Annotated in this window: 19 protein-coding genes; 7 read left to right on the top strand and 12 right to left on the bottom strand. The window is 61.8% G+C overall.

Annotation, left to right across the window (positions count from 1 at the left end):
• Window positions 1-486: 486 nt before the first annotated feature.
• From BMZ24_RS15295 to BMZ24_RS15285, 3 genes are read right to left on the bottom strand one after another with little or no spacing between them, the layout of a single operon-like run.
• Window positions 487-1,743, bottom strand: a complete 1,257-nt coding sequence (locus BMZ24_RS15295) for a TRAP transporter large permease (RefSeq protein WP_092193633.1) — start codon at window positions 1,741-1,743, stop codon at window positions 487-489.
• A complete protein-coding gene (locus BMZ24_RS15290; RefSeq protein WP_092193632.1) occupies window positions 1,743-2,234 on the bottom strand; it encodes a TRAP transporter small permease in 492 nt (163 codons plus the stop codon). The genes BMZ24_RS15295 and BMZ24_RS15290 overlap by 1 nt, the downstream gene beginning before the upstream one ends.
• Complete coding sequence (locus BMZ24_RS15285; RefSeq protein ID WP_092193631.1) at window positions 2,231-3,229, bottom strand: TRAP transporter substrate-binding protein; 999 nt, start codon at window positions 3,227-3,229, stop codon at window positions 2,231-2,233. The genes BMZ24_RS15290 and BMZ24_RS15285 overlap by 4 nt, the downstream gene beginning before the upstream one ends.
• 367 nt (window positions 3,230-3,596) lie before the next feature.
• On the opposite strand from BMZ24_RS15285, the gene phnC reads away from it, so the two are divergent.
• The 7 genes from phnC to BMZ24_RS15250 all read left to right on the top strand — a co-directional run bounded on the left by phnC (window position 3,597) and on the right by BMZ24_RS15250 (window position 9,009).
• Window positions 3,597-4,439: a phosphonate ABC transporter ATP-binding protein gene (phnC, locus tag BMZ24_RS15280; RefSeq protein ID WP_092193630.1), complete on the top strand. Its 843-nt coding sequence runs from the start codon at window positions 3,597-3,599 to the stop codon at window positions 4,437-4,439.
• A 182-nt stretch (window positions 4,440-4,621) separates the two neighbouring features.
• Complete coding sequence (gene phnD / locus BMZ24_RS15275) at window positions 4,622-5,587, top strand: phosphonate ABC transporter substrate-binding protein (protein ID WP_092193629.1); 966 nt, start codon at window positions 4,622-4,624, stop codon at window positions 5,585-5,587.
• A gap of 61 nt (window positions 5,588-5,648) precedes the next feature.
• On the top strand, window positions 5,649-6,452 hold the full coding sequence (gene phnE / locus BMZ24_RS15270; protein WP_208599865.1) for a phosphonate ABC transporter, permease protein PhnE: 804 nt from the start codon (window positions 5,649-5,651) through the stop codon (window positions 6,450-6,452).
• A 13-nt stretch (window positions 6,453-6,465) separates the two neighbouring features.
• Window positions 6,466-7,602, top strand: coding sequence for an alpha-D-ribose 1-methylphosphonate 5-triphosphate diphosphatase (locus BMZ24_RS15265; protein WP_092193628.1), 1,137 nt, complete (start codon window positions 6,466-6,468; stop codon window positions 7,600-7,602).
• A 110-nt stretch (window positions 7,603-7,712) separates the two neighbouring features.
• Window positions 7,713-8,417 (top strand): DUF1045 domain-containing protein, encoded by a 705-nt coding sequence (locus BMZ24_RS15260; protein WP_092193627.1) that lies wholly within the window; start codon window positions 7,713-7,715, stop codon window positions 8,415-8,417.
• Window positions 8,418-8,525: 108 nt separating this feature from the next.
• Window positions 8,526-8,759 (top strand): CopG family transcriptional regulator, encoded by a 234-nt coding sequence (locus tag BMZ24_RS15255; protein WP_092193708.1) that lies wholly within the window; start codon window positions 8,526-8,528, stop codon window positions 8,757-8,759.
• On the top strand, window positions 8,746-9,009 hold the full coding sequence (locus BMZ24_RS15250) for a type II toxin-antitoxin system RelE family toxin (RefSeq protein WP_092193626.1): 264 nt from the start codon (window positions 8,746-8,748) through the stop codon (window positions 9,007-9,009). Before BMZ24_RS15255 ends, BMZ24_RS15250 begins: the two co-directional genes overlap by 14 nt.
• Window positions 9,010-9,029: 20 nt before the next feature.
• Here BMZ24_RS15250 and BMZ24_RS15245 read toward each other — a convergent pair whose 3' ends face one another.
• The 9 genes from BMZ24_RS15245 to phnG all read right to left on the bottom strand — a co-directional run bounded on the left by BMZ24_RS15245 (window position 9,030) and on the right by phnG (window position 16,576).
• Window positions 9,030-9,638: an LbetaH domain-containing protein gene (locus BMZ24_RS15245; RefSeq protein WP_225940327.1), complete on the bottom strand. Its 609-nt coding sequence runs from the start codon at window positions 9,636-9,638 to the stop codon at window positions 9,030-9,032.
• On the bottom strand, window positions 9,635-10,198 hold the full coding sequence (phnN, locus tag BMZ24_RS15240) for a phosphonate metabolism protein/1,5-bisphosphokinase (PRPP-forming) PhnN (RefSeq protein WP_092193625.1): 564 nt from the start codon (window positions 10,196-10,198) through the stop codon (window positions 9,635-9,637). The genes BMZ24_RS15245 and phnN overlap by 4 nt, the downstream gene beginning before the upstream one ends.
• 679 nt (window positions 10,199-10,877) lie before the next feature.
• Complete coding sequence (locus BMZ24_RS15235; protein WP_092193624.1) at window positions 10,878-12,020, bottom strand: alpha-D-ribose 1-methylphosphonate 5-triphosphate diphosphatase; 1,143 nt, start codon at window positions 12,018-12,020, stop codon at window positions 10,878-10,880.
• A gap of 3 nt (window positions 12,021-12,023) precedes the next feature.
• On the bottom strand, window positions 12,024-12,716 hold the full coding sequence (gene phnL, locus BMZ24_RS15230) for a phosphonate C-P lyase system protein PhnL (protein WP_092193623.1): 693 nt from the start codon (window positions 12,714-12,716) through the stop codon (window positions 12,024-12,026).
• Between the two features lie 7 nt (window positions 12,717-12,723).
• Complete coding sequence (gene phnK, locus BMZ24_RS15225; protein ID WP_092193622.1) at window positions 12,724-13,497, bottom strand: phosphonate C-P lyase system protein PhnK; 774 nt, start codon at window positions 13,495-13,497, stop codon at window positions 12,724-12,726.
• Window positions 13,497-14,351 carry an alpha-D-ribose 1-methylphosphonate 5-phosphate C-P-lyase PhnJ gene (locus tag BMZ24_RS15220; protein WP_092193621.1) on the bottom strand — a complete coding sequence of 285 codons (855 nt, stop codon included), beginning with the start codon at window positions 14,349-14,351 and terminating at the stop codon, window positions 13,497-13,499. The genes phnK and BMZ24_RS15220 overlap by 1 nt, the downstream gene beginning before the upstream one ends.
• The gene (locus tag BMZ24_RS15215; RefSeq protein ID WP_092193620.1) at window positions 14,341-15,531 is read right to left on the bottom strand and encodes a carbon-phosphorus lyase complex subunit; all 1,191 of its coding nucleotides are present in this window, start codon (window positions 15,529-15,531) and stop codon (window positions 14,341-14,343) included. Before BMZ24_RS15215 ends, BMZ24_RS15220 begins: the two co-directional genes overlap by 11 nt.
• Window positions 15,522-16,127, bottom strand: coding sequence for a phosphonate C-P lyase system protein PhnH (gene phnH / locus BMZ24_RS15210; RefSeq protein ID WP_092193619.1), 606 nt, complete (start codon window positions 16,125-16,127; stop codon window positions 15,522-15,524). The genes BMZ24_RS15215 and phnH overlap by 10 nt, the downstream gene beginning before the upstream one ends.
• A complete protein-coding gene (gene phnG / locus BMZ24_RS15205; RefSeq protein WP_092193618.1) occupies window positions 16,127-16,576 on the bottom strand; it encodes a phosphonate C-P lyase system protein PhnG in 450 nt (149 codons plus the stop codon). The genes phnH and phnG overlap by 1 nt, the downstream gene beginning before the upstream one ends.
• Between the last annotated feature and the right edge of the window lie 98 nt (window positions 16,577-16,674).

The following is a 16,674-nucleotide window of genomic DNA, read 5'->3' as shown; positions in this document are numbered from 1 at the left end:
GGCAATTTCTTTTCGTATGAGCTTGTGAGACACAAAAAAACCTCTGAGATACAAATATATGAAATGGGCATACTACGCCCGGAATCAAAAATAAAATAAACAAACCTCACAAAAGGCCCTCTCAAGCAAAGCCGGGATAATGATAAGGCATTGTACCGCCCCGGGCAACCTTTGTAATACACCGAAATATTTCAGAATATTATCCCGGCGCATATTCGGGACCACACACCCGGGCCACTGCCAAGCCCGCGTCATCACTTGAAAGGCAATTCCTCAAAACTTCCGGCAGTTATCCCAAGCGAAACGAACCGGACCGGACTTGAGCAAGTCGGCCACCGCGAAGTCAAGACCCGATTTTCCTGAATGCTGAAACGTGAGAATAACGGCAAGGTTGTGATCATCGTCAGCGGAGGCGGCCGGATGACCGGCCGCCTCCGCCGCAGCAGCGTGCCGCTACGGCGCAAAGGGGACGGTCACGACCGGCGCTTACATGCCTGCGGCGATCATGGGCAGGTAGACGACCAGGGCCAGCGCACCGAGCAGGACTGCGAGGTAGGGAAGGATGGCTCTGGAAATGCGTTCGATGGGCAACCCCGTGATGGACGAGGCCACGTAGAGATTGATGGCCACGGGCGGCGTGACCATGCCGATGGCCAGGCCGACCACGATGATCAGGCCGAAATGGATCAGGTCGATACCCATGCTGGTGACAAGGGGCAAAAAAACGGGGGTCAGGATGATCAACGCGCTGGCGGTCTCCACGAAGAAACCGGTCAGCAGGATGACTCCGGTGATGAGCAGCATGATGACGTAGGGGTCCGAGGACAACGACAGGACTGCCTTGGCAACCATGGTGGGAATGTTCTGGTTGGCAAGAATCCAGCTCAGGACCGCCGAAGTGGCAATGACGAACATGATCACCGAAGTGGTGATCACGCAGCGCACCATGATCTCGTAGAGCTGCTTCAGATTGATGTCCCGATAGATGAACAGGGACACGAACAGGGCGTAGTTCACGGCGATGACCGCGGATTCGCTGGGCGTGAAGAACCCGCTGAAGATGCCACCCAGGATGATGACCGGAGTCAAGAGGCCCCAGACGGCCTTGCGGAACGCGGCCCAGATGGTGCGCAGGGAAAAAGGCGCGCCCTTGGGGTAATCGCGCCGGTAGGCCTGCGTGATGGCCATGATCATCAGCATTACGCCCATGAGCACTCCGGGCAGAAAGCCGTTGAGGAATAGCTTGGCCACGGACTGGTCGGCGATGACCGCATAGATGATCATGGGCACGCTGGGCGGGATGACCACGCCAATGGTGCCGCTGGCGGCGATGAGACTGGCTGCACTGTCCTCGGCGTACCCCTTGCGCTTGAGTTCAGGCACCAGGGTCGCGCCGACGGCTGCCGTCGTGGCCGCGCCGGAGCCCGAGATGGCGGCGAAGAACATGGCCGCCAGGACGGAAACCACCGAAAGCCCGCCTTTCAGAAAGCCGAAGATGGAATCGGCGAAATCCACCAGAGTCTTGCTGACCTTCCCGCTGGCCATGAGATCGCCGGCCAGGATGAAGAACGGCACCGCGATCAGGGCGAAGGAGTCGGTTCCGGCGAACATGCGCTGGGTGACGAGCATCAGCGGAAGCCCCTGTTTGGCCAGGGCAGCCATGGAGGCCATGCCGATGGACAGGGCCACCGGCACGCCGAGGAGCAGCAGGACGAAAAAAGAGATGAACAAAAGCGCTGCCATCAGGATTTTTCCCCGGGAGACAGGAGTTCAAGCAGGTCCCCCACCGCGTAAAGGAACATCACCGCCGACGACAGCGGGATCACGGCGTAGACCAAGCCCATGGAGATACGCAGGGACGCGGACAATTGAGCGCTCTGCAACCCCATGTATTTCATGCCCGTGTAGGCCACCACCGCGAAAAACGTCATGGAGGCCAGAATGGTGGCGGCGCGCACGAGTCGGCCAAGGGCCGGGGGCAACGCATCCACCAGAAAGGTCACGGCGATGTGGCGCCCGTGCTTGTAGGCGACGGACGCCCCGATGAACGTAATCCAGACCAGCAGGAACCGGGAAACCTCCTCGGACCAGGTCAGGGCCTGGAAGAAAACCCGGAAGACGATCTGCATGCTGATGACCACGAGCATGGCAACGAGGGCCGTAAAGGCCGCTCGTTGCATGATCGCGTTCACTGCGTTCTCGACATGCAGCAGAAGGGACCGCAGGCGGTTCATTTCTTGAGCTGCTCCTGGATGCGCTGCAGGTATGTCCCGAACTTGGTGCCGTATTTCTCGTAGACCGGGGCGACCTTGGCCTGGAAGGCAGGAATGTCCGGGTTTTCAACGATCTGCATGCCGTTGTCCCGCAGGTCCTGGGTCTGCTCCGCGCTCATCTTGGCGTTCATCTCGCGCTCGTATTCGGCAGCCTCCTGGGCGGCGGCGGCGACAATACCCTGCACGTCGGCCGGCAGACCGTTCCACAGGTTGAGAGACATGACGATGATGGCCGGAGCATAGGTGTGCCTGGTCATGGAGAGGTGCTTCTGGGGCTCGTAGAGCTTGAAGGAATGGATGACGTTGATGGGATTTTCCTGACCGTCGATGGTGCCCTGCTGCATGGCCGTCAGGGCCTCGGTCCAGGCCATGGGCACGGTGTTGGCGCCAAGGGCCTGGAAGGTGTCGATGTACACGGGATTTTCCATGACGCGGATCTTCAGGCCTTCCATGTCCTTGGGGGTGCTGACGGGACGAACGTTGTTGGTCAGGTTGCGGAAGCCCCGCTCGGCGAAGGCCAGGCCCTTAAGCTGCACCCTGCCTAGGGAAGCCAGGATCTCCTTGCCGATCTCGCCGTCCAGGACCGAATAGGCCGCTTCAGGCGAAGCGAAGAGGAAAGGCAGCTCGAACACGGCGATCTCCTCGACGAAGTTCGCCACGGGCCCATTGGTGATGATGCCCATGTCCACGGAGCCGATCTGCATGCCTTCCAGCAAGGTCCGCTCGTCGCCGAGCTGTGCGTTGGGGTAGAGTTCAACACTGACCTTGCCGCCGGTACGGTCCTCGACGATCTCCTTGAACCTGGTCGCGGCAATGTGAAAACCGTCCTTCTCGTTGACCACATGGGCCAGCTTGATGGTCATGGGGGACATTTCCGCCAGCGCTGAACCCGCCCCGCCGAATCCGAAAGACAGAATGCCAGCCATCAGAACCGCCAGAAAGAAACGTTTCGTCATGATACCTCCCGGTAAAAAAATATGAGATTTCATCTGCATGAAAACGCCCAAGCGTGCCCGACAGACGGAATTCGTACCGAACATGTCGGAATGTCAGGCCATTCTCGAAAAGGAAGATGTACGTACGATTTCATTACGGATGGTGTCAACAATATCGATTATTGATCCTTGCCATTTAATACGTACAACTGATTATAAAAATATGCCCGCCACTACCTGCCAAACCTGACAGCACGGCAGGCATTTTTTATTGCCGACCCGCAACAACCGCCTAATTTGTCTATACATATCACGTCGCAATTGTCATCCGCCGGACGCATTGCCGTAACAGTCGTTTCCTAGTGATTGCAAAACACGAGGGAACGACATGATCCAGATCAAGCAGCTGACCAAGACCTTCAAGAACACCAAGGGCCTTAGCGACATCAACGCCACCATCGAGTCCGGCGAAATGGTCGCGCTCATCGGTTCGTCCGGTTCGGGCAAATCAACGCTCATGCGCCACATATCGGGGCTCATGTGCTGTGACCCGAACAGCGGCGGACAGATCGAGGTCCTGAGCCGCATCATGCAGCGCGACGGAAAACTTTCCAAGAATGCCCGCAAGGTCCGCGCCGAAGTGGGCGTCATCTTCCAGCAGTTCAACCTGGTCGACCGCCTGTCGGTGATGACCAACGTGCTCATGGGCGCCCTGGGACGGGTTCCCACCTGGCGGGCCGTGTCCAATCTCTTTCCTCCGTCGGAGCGCCGCCTCGGCATGGAGTCCCTGGCGCGGGTCGGCATGGCCGACAAGGCCTGGCAGCGGGCCTCGACCCTGTCCGGCGGTCAGCAGCAGCGCGTGGCCATCGCCCGCGCCCTGACGCAAAAAGCGCGCGTCCTGCTCGCCGACGAACCCATCGCCTCCCTTGACCCCGAATCGTCGCGGGTGGTCATGGACATTCTGGCGCAGATCCACCGCGAGGACAAAATCACCGTCATCGTCTCTCTGCACCAGGTCGAGTACGCCATCCGCTACTGCCCGCGAACCATTGCCCTGCGCCATGGCCGCGTCGTCTACGACGGTCCGAGCACCTCCCTGACCCCGTCCTTCCTGCAGGAAATCTACGGATCGCAAACCGAGGAGCTTTTTTCCCCCGCCGTGGACAACGCCATGCGCCAGCAGCCGAAAAACAGCCTGAACAGACCCGCCCCGGCGCCTGCCGCGGCATGACGGACTGTTGAAAAATCACAATTTGCAGGGCGTTCAAAAATGATGAGATGCAAGGAAGCGAAAAAAGCCAGGACACGCAGTGCATTGCGCATGGACAAGCGGTCCGGCTTTTTGGCTGACCCAGCAGATCGCTGTTTTGAGGCGGCCTGTTAACGACCATCCACAATTCAAAGGAGTACAGAATGTTTCGCAAATTATGTGGCCTGTTCACTCTTCTGGCGCTTTTCAGCGTCCAGAGCGTTTCCGCGGAAATGAAGGAAATCAACTTCGGCATTATCTCCACCGAAGCGTCCATGAACCTCAAGACCATCTGGAATCCTTTCCTGGCCGACATGGAAAAAGCCACCGGACTCAAGATCAACGCGTTCTTCGCCTCGGACTACGCCGGAATCATCGAGGGCATGCGCTTCAACAAGGTCCAGGTTGCCTGGTACGGAAACAAGAGCGCCATGGAAGCCGTGGATCGCGCCGATGGCGAGATCTTCGCCCAGACCGTTCCCGCGGACGGCGAGGCCGGTTATTATTCGCACCTCATCGTACACAAGGATTCCCCGCTGAACTCCCTGGAAGACGTGCTCAAGAACGCCGCGGGCCTCTCTTTCGGCAACGGCGATCCCAACTCCACTTCCGGATTCCTCGTGCCCAGCTACTACGTGTTCGCCGTGAACAAGGTCGACGCCAAGAAGATCTTCAAGAACGTGGTCAGCGCCAATCACGAAACCAACGCCCTGAGCGTGGCCAACAAGCAGGTTGATGTGGCCACCAACAACAGCGAGAACCTGGCTCGCCTGAACGTGACCCACCCTGACAAGCGCGGCCTGATCAAGGTCGTGTGGACCTCCCCGCTCATCCCCAGCGATCCGCTGGTCTGGCGCAAGGACCTGCCCGAAGACACCAAGGCCAAGCTCAAGAATTTCCTCATGACCTACGGCACCACCGGCAAGGAAAGCGAAGTCGCCGTCCTGAAGGCCCTGGGCTGGGCCCCTTTCAAGGAGTCAAACGACGACCAGCTCCTGCCCATCCGCCAGCTCGAACTCTTCAAGAAGCGCGTCAAGGTTGAAGGCGACACGACCATGTCCGCCGAGGAAAAGACCAAGACCCTCGCTGAAATAGACGCCAAGCTTGAAGCCATCAAAACCAGGATCTAGACATCTTACTCCAACGCATGCGGCCGGCCATATCTGACCGGCCGCATTCAAGGATGCATTCATGACCGCTCAGAACACGATTCTCGTCGACTCCCGCCCGCCCCGCAGCGTGCAATCATCCCTGTCAAAGCTTACGGGCTGGGCCATTGTCGTGGCCATCCTCGCCTGGTCCTGGGAAGGCGCGGACATGCGCCCCATGGCCCTGATCAGGGACTCCGGGAACATGGCCACCCTGGCCGGAGACTTTTTCCCGCCGAATTTTTCCGACTGGCGGCTCTACCTGGAAGAAATCGTCGTGACCTTTCACCTTGCGGTCTGGGGCACGTTTCTGGCCGTGGTCTGCGCGGTGCCTTTCGGAATACTCAGTTCCGAAAACATCGCCCCCTGGTGGGTCTACCAGCCCGTGCGCCGCGTCATGGACGCATGCAGGGCCATCAACGAAGTGGTCTTCGCCATGCTCTTCGTGGTCTCCGTGGGCCTTGGACCCTTTGCCGGCGTCCTTGCGCTCTGGGTTCACACCACGGGCGTTCTGGCCAAGCTCTTTTCCGAGGCCGTCGAGTCCATCGACCCCCAGCCCGTGGAAGGCATCCGCTCGACGGGCGCGACCGTGATCGAGGAAGTCATTTTCGGAGTCATCCCGCAAGTGCTCCCGCTGTGGATCTCCTATTCGCTGTATCGCTTCGAATCCAATGTGCGCTCCGCCACGGTGCTCGGCATAGTCGGCGCGGGCGGAATCGGCGTCGTGCTCTGGGAGATGATCCGAGGTTTCTACTTCGCCCAGACCTGCGCCATCATGATCCTTATCATCATCTCCGTGACCGCCATCGACCTCGTTTCACAACGTCTGCGCAAACTCTTTGTCTGAACCGGATCAATCCATGCACCTCCTTTGCTGCACCAATGCCCGTCTGGTCATGCCGGACGGTGTCGTCCACGGATCACTCACCGCCGAAAACGGACGCATCAGGGATGTCGATGCGCCGACATCCATCCCCGGGGCGCTGGATTTCAAGGGCGACTACCTCCTGCCCGGTCTGGTCGAGATCCACACCGACAACATCGAAAAACATTTCCTGCCCCGCTCCGGTGTGCGCTGGCCGACCAGCCTCTCCGCCATCCTGGCCCATGACACGCACATGGTCGGGGCCGGGATCACAACTGTCCTCGATGCGGTCAGCGCGGGCGAATTCAGCGCCAAGCGCATGCGCCGCGAAATCTTCACCGCCACCCTTGAAGCACTGGCCCAGGCCATGGACAACGATCTGCTGCGCGCCGAGCATCTGCTGCACATCCGCTGTGAACTGGCCGACCGGGCCGTGGTGGAGATGTTCACGTCAGTCATGGACCACAAGCTCCTGCACCTGGTGTCCATCATGGATCACACCCCGGGCCAGCGGCAATGGAGCGACCTGGAGAAGTACCGGTCCTTTCACGCCGACAAAAAATGGACCGACGAGGAGCTTCTGGCAGAGATCGAGCGCCTGCGCGCCGTGCAGAAAAGCCACGCCGAGCCCAACCGGGCCATCATTTTGAACCTCTGCGCGGAGCGGAACCTGCCATTGGCCAGCCACGACGACACCACGGCCGGACACGTCGAGGAGACGGCGCGACTGGGCATGGGCATCGCCGAATTTCCCACCACCCGCGAAGCCGCGTCCAGGGCGCGCGAACTGGGCCTCGCCACTGTCCTTGGCGCTCCCAACATAGTGCGCGGCGAATCGCATTCGGGCAACGTTTCGGCCCTGGACCTTGCCGCCGAGGGCCTGGTGGACATCCTCTCCTCCGACTACATGCCCGCCAGCCTGCTGCAGGCGCCATTCGTCATGGCGCAGCGGCTGGGCATGCCCCTGCACGAGGCCCTGGCCACCGTCACCGCCAATCCGGCCCGGGCCCTGGGGCTCACCGACCGGGGCGAACTGCTGCCCGGCAAACGCGCGGACCTTTTGCGTGTTCGCATGGTGGACGACGTGCCCGTGGTTGTTGCAGTGTGGCGGGAAGGCAGGCAAGTGATTTAGGATTGAAGGCATGCCTCCGGCGGCCAGGGGACTTGTCCCCTGGACCCCTCTCACCGGGAGGTTTTTCCTTGTCGTTTCGCCGAAACTTGCAGTGACAGAAGGATGGATTTGTGTCTGAAGCCCGCTACGCCATATATTTTGCCCCCGAAGCGGACAGCGCGCTGGAAAGGATCGGCTCCGAAATACTCGGTCGCCACGCAGGCGCAAAAGCGGAACTCGCGCAGCCGCGCCTGCCGGGCATCGCGTCCGAAAGATTCCGGGAACTGACCGCAGCGCCGAGGCACTACGGGCTGCATGCCACGCTGAAGCCACCCTTCTTTCTGGCCGGACACGATGATGAAACCCCATTGCTGGAAAACGTGGAGCACATCGCCGCACGAATGCGAGCGTTCGACCTGCCGGGGCTTGAGCTTGCCGACCTTGGTTCATTTCTCGCCCTGACCCTGACCGCCCCATGTCCGGAACTGGAAGATCTGGCCCGCATCTGCGTCACGGTCCCCGACCCCTTGCGCCGCCCTGCCGGCCCCGAGGAACTGGCCCGTCGCCGGGCCAAGGGCCTGACCCCGAACCAGGAGCGCCTGCTGAGTCTCTGGGGATACCCCTACGTACTGGAAGAAATGCGCTTTCACCTGACCCTGACCGGCAGCATCCACGATCCCGTAGAACTGGAACGCATCCGCGCCGGACTCGCCCCCCTGCTCGCCCCCGTACTCCGCAAGCCCGTTCCGGTGCGGGACATCTGCGTGTTCCGCCAGACGTGCCGGGAAGAACCCTTTGGCATTTTCCGACGGTTTCCGCTCCAGTTGCAGGGCTGACACTGATTTTCCGAGGGGGCAGGTCCGCTCTGAGGCATGATTACATAAACGGCCGAATGTTGACATCAAGACGTCATGACTACATGATGACAAAACGAGGTGATCATCATGCCCGAAACGACAAAGCGATCCACGATTTATTTCGACCCACAGCTGCATGCGGCCCTGCGCCTGAAAGCCGTGCACTCCAACCGCTCGCTTTCCGACCTTGTCAACGATGCTGTCCGGGTTGCACTGGCCGAAGACCAGGAGGACCTGGCGGCCTTCGAACATCGTCTGGCGGAGCCGGTCATGAGTTACGAAGAACTGTTGAACGACCTCAAGGCCCATGGGAAGATATAGGCTGAGCTTCAAGGCGTCCGTAGCCAAGGATTTGCGCCAACTCCCAAAACGAGACGTGCAGAGTGTCTTGAAGCGCATTGAAGGACTCGCAGATGATCCCAGGCCAAACGGCAGCGAAAAACTGTCCGGCCAGGAGCGATTCCGGGTCAGACAGGGAACATATCGAATCATCTATGAAATCAGGGATCAGGAACTCGTAGTCATGATCGTGAAGGTCGGACATCGGCGCGATGTCTACAGAACATTATAGACTCCGCGCCAGTCGCACCATCATCCGTACTTCTCCACAAAAGCCTCCACTGCCAATTCCCGAAAATCCTTCAGGGCCGCCGCCAGGCGCTCGTGCTCCCAGTCCCACCAGGCCAGGGCCGTCAGTTTTTCCCGGATTTCGGGGGAGAAGCGGTACTTGATGGGTTTGGCCGGGACTCCGGCGACAATGGCGTAGTCCGGCACGTCCTTGGTGACCACCGCGCCCGAGGCCACCACCGCGCCCGTGCCCACGGTCACACCGGGCATGACCAGGGCTCCGTGCCCGATCCAGACGTCATGTCCGAGCGACACGGAGTGCTCCTGGCGCCAGGCGAAAATCCCGTCATCATCAGGCCCCATGCCGAATTTGGCGCTGCGGTAGGTGAAATGGTGCTGGCTGGCCCGCGAGGTGGGATGGTTGCTCGGATTCAGGCGGGCGTGATTGGCGATGGAGCAGAATTTGCCGATGCGCGTGTACATGACGTGGCAGCGGTCGCACAGGTAGGAATATTCGCCTATCGTGGAGGAAATGATCTCGGTCTGCGCGCCGATCTCGGTCCAGGCACCGAGGGTGCTGTCGACGATGGCGGCCGTTGGGTGGATGCTCGGTTCCGGGGAAAGCATGGTCATGAGTCCGTGCCGTCGAGGGCGATTTCAAGAATCAGGCTGGCCAGGACCTGGCCTCGATCTGCCAAGGGGCCGGAGTTGTCGAAGCGTACCAGGGCGGGTGTTTCCGTCACGGCCATGCGCGCCCGTGCCAGCCTTTTCTCCATCTCGGCCGCGTTTTCCCGGCCACGTGCGTTCAACCGCTCGCGCAGAACCTCTTCGGTCACCTCCACCAGCACGGGCAACAATGCCGGATACGCGCCAAGGGCGCTTGGCAATGCCGCGCGCGAGCCGTTCACGACCACGCTGAGTCCCGCCTCCATCCAGATGTCGATCTCACGGCCGATGCCGTAGGAGAAACCGTGGCTGTCCCAGTGCAGGGCGAAAAGGCCGCGGGTCCGGCGAAGCTGGAATTCGGCCCGATTCAGGGCGACATGGTTTTCCCCGCCCGCATCGGCCGGACGGGTTATGTAGCGGTGCGCGAAGACCACGGGTGCTTCGGCGGGAAGACGCAAACGCGCCTCGGCCATGAGAGAATCCTTTCCGCAGCCCGACGGGCCCATGATGTAAGTCAGTCTTGGCATAAAAATCCTTTTTGGGGCGTTGGGGGAGGGCGAAAAATTTTTCGCCCCTACGATGTTTCACCACATCATACATCGCGTCATTGTCGCGACATCGTTTTCGGGCCGGTGTGGGTGTCTGGCCGTACACCGCGTTTGTGGCGGTAGGGGCGGTCCTGCGTGACCGCCCTTCTTCGGTCCTGCGTGGTCCTCCGGCCGGACACCGCGGTTGGGCAGACACGTAGGTCTGCCCCTACGATGCTTCGTGGTGAAATCATACCATACATCGCGTCTTTGTTGCGGCACCGTATACGGCCTGGTGTGGGCGTCTGGCCGTACACCGCGTTTGTGGCGGCGGTTGGGCAGACACGTAGGTCTGCCCCTACGATGCGTCGTGATAAAATCAAACATCGCGTCATTGTCGCGGCACCGTTTTTGGGCCGGTTTGGGCGTCTGGCCGGACACCGGGTTTGTGGCGGCGGTTGGGCAGACACGTAGGTCTGCCCCTACGATGCGTCATCACGAAATCAAACATCGCGTCATGGTCGCGACACGTAGGGGCGGTCCTGCGTGACCGCCCTTCTTTCGATCCTGCGTGACCGCCCTTCTTTCGATCCTGCGTGACCGCCCTTCTTTCGATCCTGCGTGACCGCCCTTCTTCGGTCCTGCATGATCGCCCTTCTTCCGGCGCGATGCCCCATCATTAATACACGCGTTCCCCATCGCGCCAGACCCTGCGTATGATGGGCAGGTCGCGGTCGATGTGGACGCGGACGAGATCGGCCCTGAGGCCCGGTTCGATGCGGCCCCGGTCGGTGAGGCCCAGGGCTCGGGCGGGGTTGGCCGTGACCAGGGCCATGGATTCATGCAGGGGCAGGCCCACTTCGGAATGCAGAATCCAGGCCGCGTGCAGAAGGCTCGCCGGGACGTAATCCGAGGACAGGCCGCCGAGCAGGCCGGCGGCGGCCACGTCGCGCACGGAGACGTTGCCCGAATGGGAGCCGTTTCGGACCACGTTGGGCGAGCCCATGAGGGTCAGAAGGCCCAGCTCGCAGGCGCGGCGCGCGGCATCCATGGTCGTCGGAAACTCGCTGATGGCGATGCCGTGTCCGTGGGCCCAGTCAACGTGCTCGGCCGTGGCGTCATCGTGGCTGGCCACGGGCACGCCCTTGCTCCGGCACCAGCCCAGGATGTCCTCGGCATGCGCTCCGGCGAAGCGGGCCTGCACGCCCTGCATGCGGGCCATCTCGACCGCGAACTCCTGGTCCGTCCACTGCCTGTCCTTGCTGTAATAGGTGCGATAGGCGTCGATGTCGACGAACTGGCGCTGGCCCGGGGTGTGATCCATGAGCGAGACCAGATGCACGTCGTCCATGTCCCGAAAAGGTTCAAAGAGGCGCGGCATCTCGGGGTCCGAAATTTCGCAGCGCACGTGCAGGAAATGGTCGGCCCTCAGGTGTCCCGTGGGCCGCAGCTCTTGCAGGGCGGTCAGAGTCAGGTCGAGCATGGTCCGGCGGTCGCTTTTTTCATAATACTGTCCGCAGGACAAAGCGTCGAGAACCGTGGTGATGCCCGCGGCCACAAGCTGCGCGTCATGGGCCAGCAGAGCGGCCCGAGCCGAGGGCCAGAGCACGCCGGGCCGGGGCAGGAGCTGCTTTTCGAGGTTGTCGGTATGCAGCTCGACCAGCCCGGGAATGAGCAGGTCGCCCGCGAAATCGACGGCGGCAGGCGTCGTGGTCGCGCCCGGCGCAATGTCGTGGATCAGCCCGTCGCGCACGGACAGGCTGCCCAGGATGACCTCGTCGGCCAGAACGATACGGGCGTTGGCAAGAATCAGCTCATGCATGGGTCACTCCGGTCTGTTCAGCAGCAGGCAGCGGTCCGCGACCCGCTCGCGCACGTCGTCATCATGAAAAATGCCCACGATAGCCGCGCCGCGCGCCTTGGCTTCGAGGATCATGTCCACGACGGTGTTGCGATTGTTCCCGTCCAGTGAGGCCGTTGGCTCGTCGAGGAGCAGGATGGGATAGTCGCGGATGAAGCCGCGCGCTATATTGACGCGCTGCTGCTCGCCTCCGGAAAAGGTGGCCGGAGCCAGGGACCACAGGCGCTCGGGAATGTTCAGCCGGGCCAGAAGCTCTCCGGCCCGCTCCCTGGCCTCCCGGAGGTCAACGCCCATGGCGGTGAGCCGCTCGGCCACCAGATCGAGGGAGGAGACACGCGGGATGACGCGCAGGAACTGGCTGACATAGCCGAGGCTGCGGCGGCGCACGTCGAGGATGGTGCGGGGCTGGGCGGAGGTCATGTCCACGCCGTCCCCGTCATGGCTGATGACGACGCTGCCCGCGCTTGGGCGGTAGTTCGCGTAGATGGAGCGCAAAAGGCTCGACTTGCCCGAGCCGGAGGGGCCGTGCAGGGCGATGCACTCCCCGGCCGCGACATCGAGATCCACGCCATCGAAAGCGCGGATGCACGTGCCGCCCTGGGTGTGCAGCACGAAGGTCTTGGCCAGGGATCGTATGGAAATCATGGGAATGTTCATGAATGCCTCAAGCTTGCAGGATGGAGGAGACCAGAAGCTGGGTATAGGGGTGACACGGATCGTCGAGGACCTGATCGGACAGGCCCGTCTCGACGACCTCGCCGCCGCGCATGACCATCATGCGGTGGGCCAGGATGCGGGCCACGGCCAGATCATGGGTGACCAGCACCACGGCCAGGCCCAGGGAGGAGACCAACTCGCGCAGGAGATCCAGAAGCCTGGCCTGGACCGAGACGTCGAGGCCGCTGGTGGGTTCGTCCATGAAGATCAGACGCGGGCCCGTGACCAGGTTGCGGGCGATCTGAAGGCGCTGCTGCATGCCGCCGGAAAAGGCCGACGGATGCTCGTCGATACGCTCCGGGTCCAGTTCGACCCGCTCCATCCAGTCAAGGCCCGCCCCGCGAATCCGGCCATAATGACGTTGCCCGAGCGCCATGAGACGCTCGCCGATGTTCCCTCCGGCGCTGACTCGCATGCGCAGACCGTCGCGGGGGTTCTGGTGCACCACTCCAAGATCGGTGCGCTGCAGGCGGCGGCGGTCGGCCTCGCCGAGTTCGGCCAGGGACAGCCAGAGCCCGTCGCGGTCCCGGTAGGCCACCTCGCCGGCCGTGGGCATGAGCCGCCCGGACAGGAGACTCAGGAGCGTGGACTTGCCAGACCCCGATTCGCCGACAATGGCCAGCACTTCGCCCGGCCACAGCGTGAAGTTCACGTCACGGCATCCGACGCGGTTTCCGTAGTAGCGGGTCAGGCCCGTGACGCGAAGCAGTTCATTCTCCATCAGTTGCCCTCCCGCTCTTGCACGCGCCGCGCACAGAAGTCCGAATCGGAACAGACGAACATGCGTCCGCCCTGGTCGTCGATGATGATTTCATCGAGAAAACTGCTGCCGCAGCCGCAGATGGCGCACGCCTCGTCCCATTTCTGGATTTCGAAGGGATGATCCTCGAAGTCCAGGCTCTTGACTCTGGTGTGGGGCGGAATGGCGTAGATGCGTTTTTCGCGGCCCGCGCCGAAAAGTTGCAGGGCCGGGCAATCGTCCATCTTGGGGTTGTCGAATTTGGGAATGGGAGACGGGCACATGATGTAGCGGTCCTCGACCTTGACGGGATAGTTGTAGCTGGTCGCGATGCGGCCGTGCTCGGCGATGTCCTCGTAGAGCCTTACGTGCATGACCCCGTATTCCTCCAGGGCGTGCATGGTCCGGGTCTCGGATTCGCTCGGCTCCATGAAACGCAGGGGTTCGGGGATGGGCACCTGGTAGACGAGAATCTGCCCCTCGCGCAGCGCGGCTTCGGGGATGCGATGGCGGGTCTGGATGACCGTGGCCTCTTCGGTGGCCGTGGTCGTGGTCACCTGGGCCGTTCTGGCAAAAAACGAGCGGATGGAGACGGCGTTGGTCGTATCGTCGGCGCCCTGGTCGATGACTTTGAGGACGTCGTCCGGGCCGATGATGGCGGCGGTGATCTGGATGCCGCCCGTGCCCCAGCCATAGGGCAACGGCATCTCGCGGCTGCCGAACGGGACCTGATAGCCGGGGATGGCCACGGCCTTGAGGATGGCCCGGCGGATCATGCCCTTGGTCTGCTCGTCCAGATAAGCGTAGTTGTAACCGGGCACGGATTCAGCGTTCATGACCGTCCTCCTTGTCGTTTGCGGCGTCCTGCCTGAGCCCGCGCACCAGGGCCAGCTCGGACTGAAAATCGACGTAATGCGGAAGCTTCAGGTGCTGCACAAAGCCCGAGGCCTCGACGTTGTCGCTGTGATACAGGACAAACTCCTCGTCCTGGGCCGGACCGCGCACCTCCTCGCCAAGCTCTTCGGCGCGCAGCGATCTGTCTACCAGGGCCATGCTCATGGCCTTGCGTTCCCCCTGTCCGAAGGTCAGGCCGTAGCCACGGGTGAAACGCGCGTCGCCGGAGCCGATGAACTGGTTCACCGTCTCGCATTCGGTCATGGTCATCTCGCCGATGGTCACGGCGAAGCCCAGCTCCTCGGGTACGAACTCGACTTCCAGCTCACCCATGCGGATCTCGCCCACGAAGGGATGGGAATTGCCGAAGCCGCGCTGGGTCGAATAGCCCATGGCCAGAAGAAAGCCCTCGTCGGCACGGGCCAGATTTTGAAGGCGCATGGAGCGCCCGGCGGGCAGGGTCAGGGGCTCACGGGTCAGGTCGTCCGGTTCCGGATCGTCCCCCCTGCCTTCGGATTCGATGATGCCTTCGCGGCCCAGCACTTCGAGCACTCGCGGCATGGCTTCAGGCGTTGCACCCATCAATTCGTCTGAAATTTCTGAAGGCATCGTGCCGGCCGTTGCACCAGACTTCATTTGAGTCGTTGTCTCCGGCGTCGCATCGCGCGCCGTTTCGGATGCCGGTTCGGGCGCGAAGCGATTTTTCCGCAAACAGTTTCCGGCCAGCTCCCAATCAAGCAGGCGGTGGGTATAGTCGAAGGTCGGTCCCAGGACCTGTCCCCCCGGGACATCCTTGAATGTGGCGGAGATGCGGCGGCGGACATGCATTCGCGAGGTGTCGACGGGCTGGGAGTATCCGAATCGCGGCAGGGTCGTGCGGTAGGCGCGCAGCAGAAAAATGGCCTCCATCAGGTCGCCCCTCGCCTGTTTGACGGCCAGGGACGCAAGGATGGGATCGTAGAGGGAGCCTTCGCTCATGACCCGATCCACGGACAGCGACAGCTGCTCGCGGATCTGGTCCAGGGAAAGTTCCGGAACGGACTCCTGGCCCCGCCGCTCCCGGGCCAGCAGCCGGTGCGCCTCGGCAATGGCTTTCTCACCGCCCTTGACAGCTACATACATGGCCCGGCCTCCAGTTTCAGGGTTCTCGGCAAGCCCACGACCTGATCCTTGCCGACCAGGATAAGATCTACGCCTCGGGGAAAGAGGCGGCTGTTGTCACGCCACATTCGTGTGAAGCCCGCAGGGAGCCAGGACAGAGGAATGCGCCCTTCCCCATCCACGCCGGGCCCGCTGATCCGCGCGGCTTCCCCGACGTCGTTTGAGAAATCCGAGGTCAGCAGCACGGTGGTCGATTTTTCGGGATATTCCACGCTGCCAAGAGAAAATGTCTCCAAGGAAGGCATGCGCCCAGGCTGTGCGAGCACGGCGAAGGAGGCCTTGGCCGGGGTATCGGTCAGGGGGCATCCGCAATGAAAGCGCAGGAAACGCAGGGCCTCCTCGGTGTTGCATGCGGCGTCCAGCCAGACCGGGGTTTCCATGTCGCACAGGGTCAGGACCACCGAGGTCATGCTCCCGCTCCAGCCCACCGGACCTTCGGCCTGAACCGGCAATGGAACGAGGGTGCCCGGCCGGGACATGGCTTCGAGGATGACGCGGAACGTTCCCTGACTTTCGAATACGGGGCGGGTGAAGCCCGCGGGGATGGGTTGCAGCATCAGTCCTCCCCCCGCACCAGTGTGAAAAAATCCACCCTGCTCGGACTCACTTCATCGTGCCGCCGGGCCAGGTGCTCCCGCCGTTCGCGCTGCAACGGCTCGATCAATCCCCGGCGCAGATCTTCGCGCCGTTCCGGAAGTTGCATGAGGGCATCGAAAACAGCCGCCAGACAGGCGTGTTCGGGTTTGATACCGCCGATGAAGGCATGACCCATGATCCCGCCTGCAAGGCCGACGCTGCACCGGGTCACGGTCATTTCACCCAGATTGAAGCGCTCCCCCACGTTTCCCGACCGGGCCCTGACCATGACCAGTCCGGTTTCGGGCCCTCGCACGATCCGGTATTCCGGCCGTGCGGCCATGCTGTCCCAGGCGTCCCGCAGCCGGCCTTCATCGGCCAAGGCCAGGGCGGCCATCCATTCCTGCCGCTGTGTCTGTTCGGTTGACATCAATGAAACTCCACAATATGAAAATTTGTCTAGATATCTATGTCTTTTTGCTGAGACTCAATTCTCAGCATTCTGTGACAATTTGCATTCAAGGAGAC

It is taken from the genome of Desulfomicrobium norvegicum (genome assembly GCF_900114595.1).
GTDB lineage: Bacteria > Desulfobacterota > Desulfovibrionia > Desulfovibrionales > Desulfomicrobiaceae > Desulfomicrobium > Desulfomicrobium macestii.
Note: the sequence above shows the minus strand (reverse complement) of the source record. Positions and strands in the feature narration are given on the sequence as shown.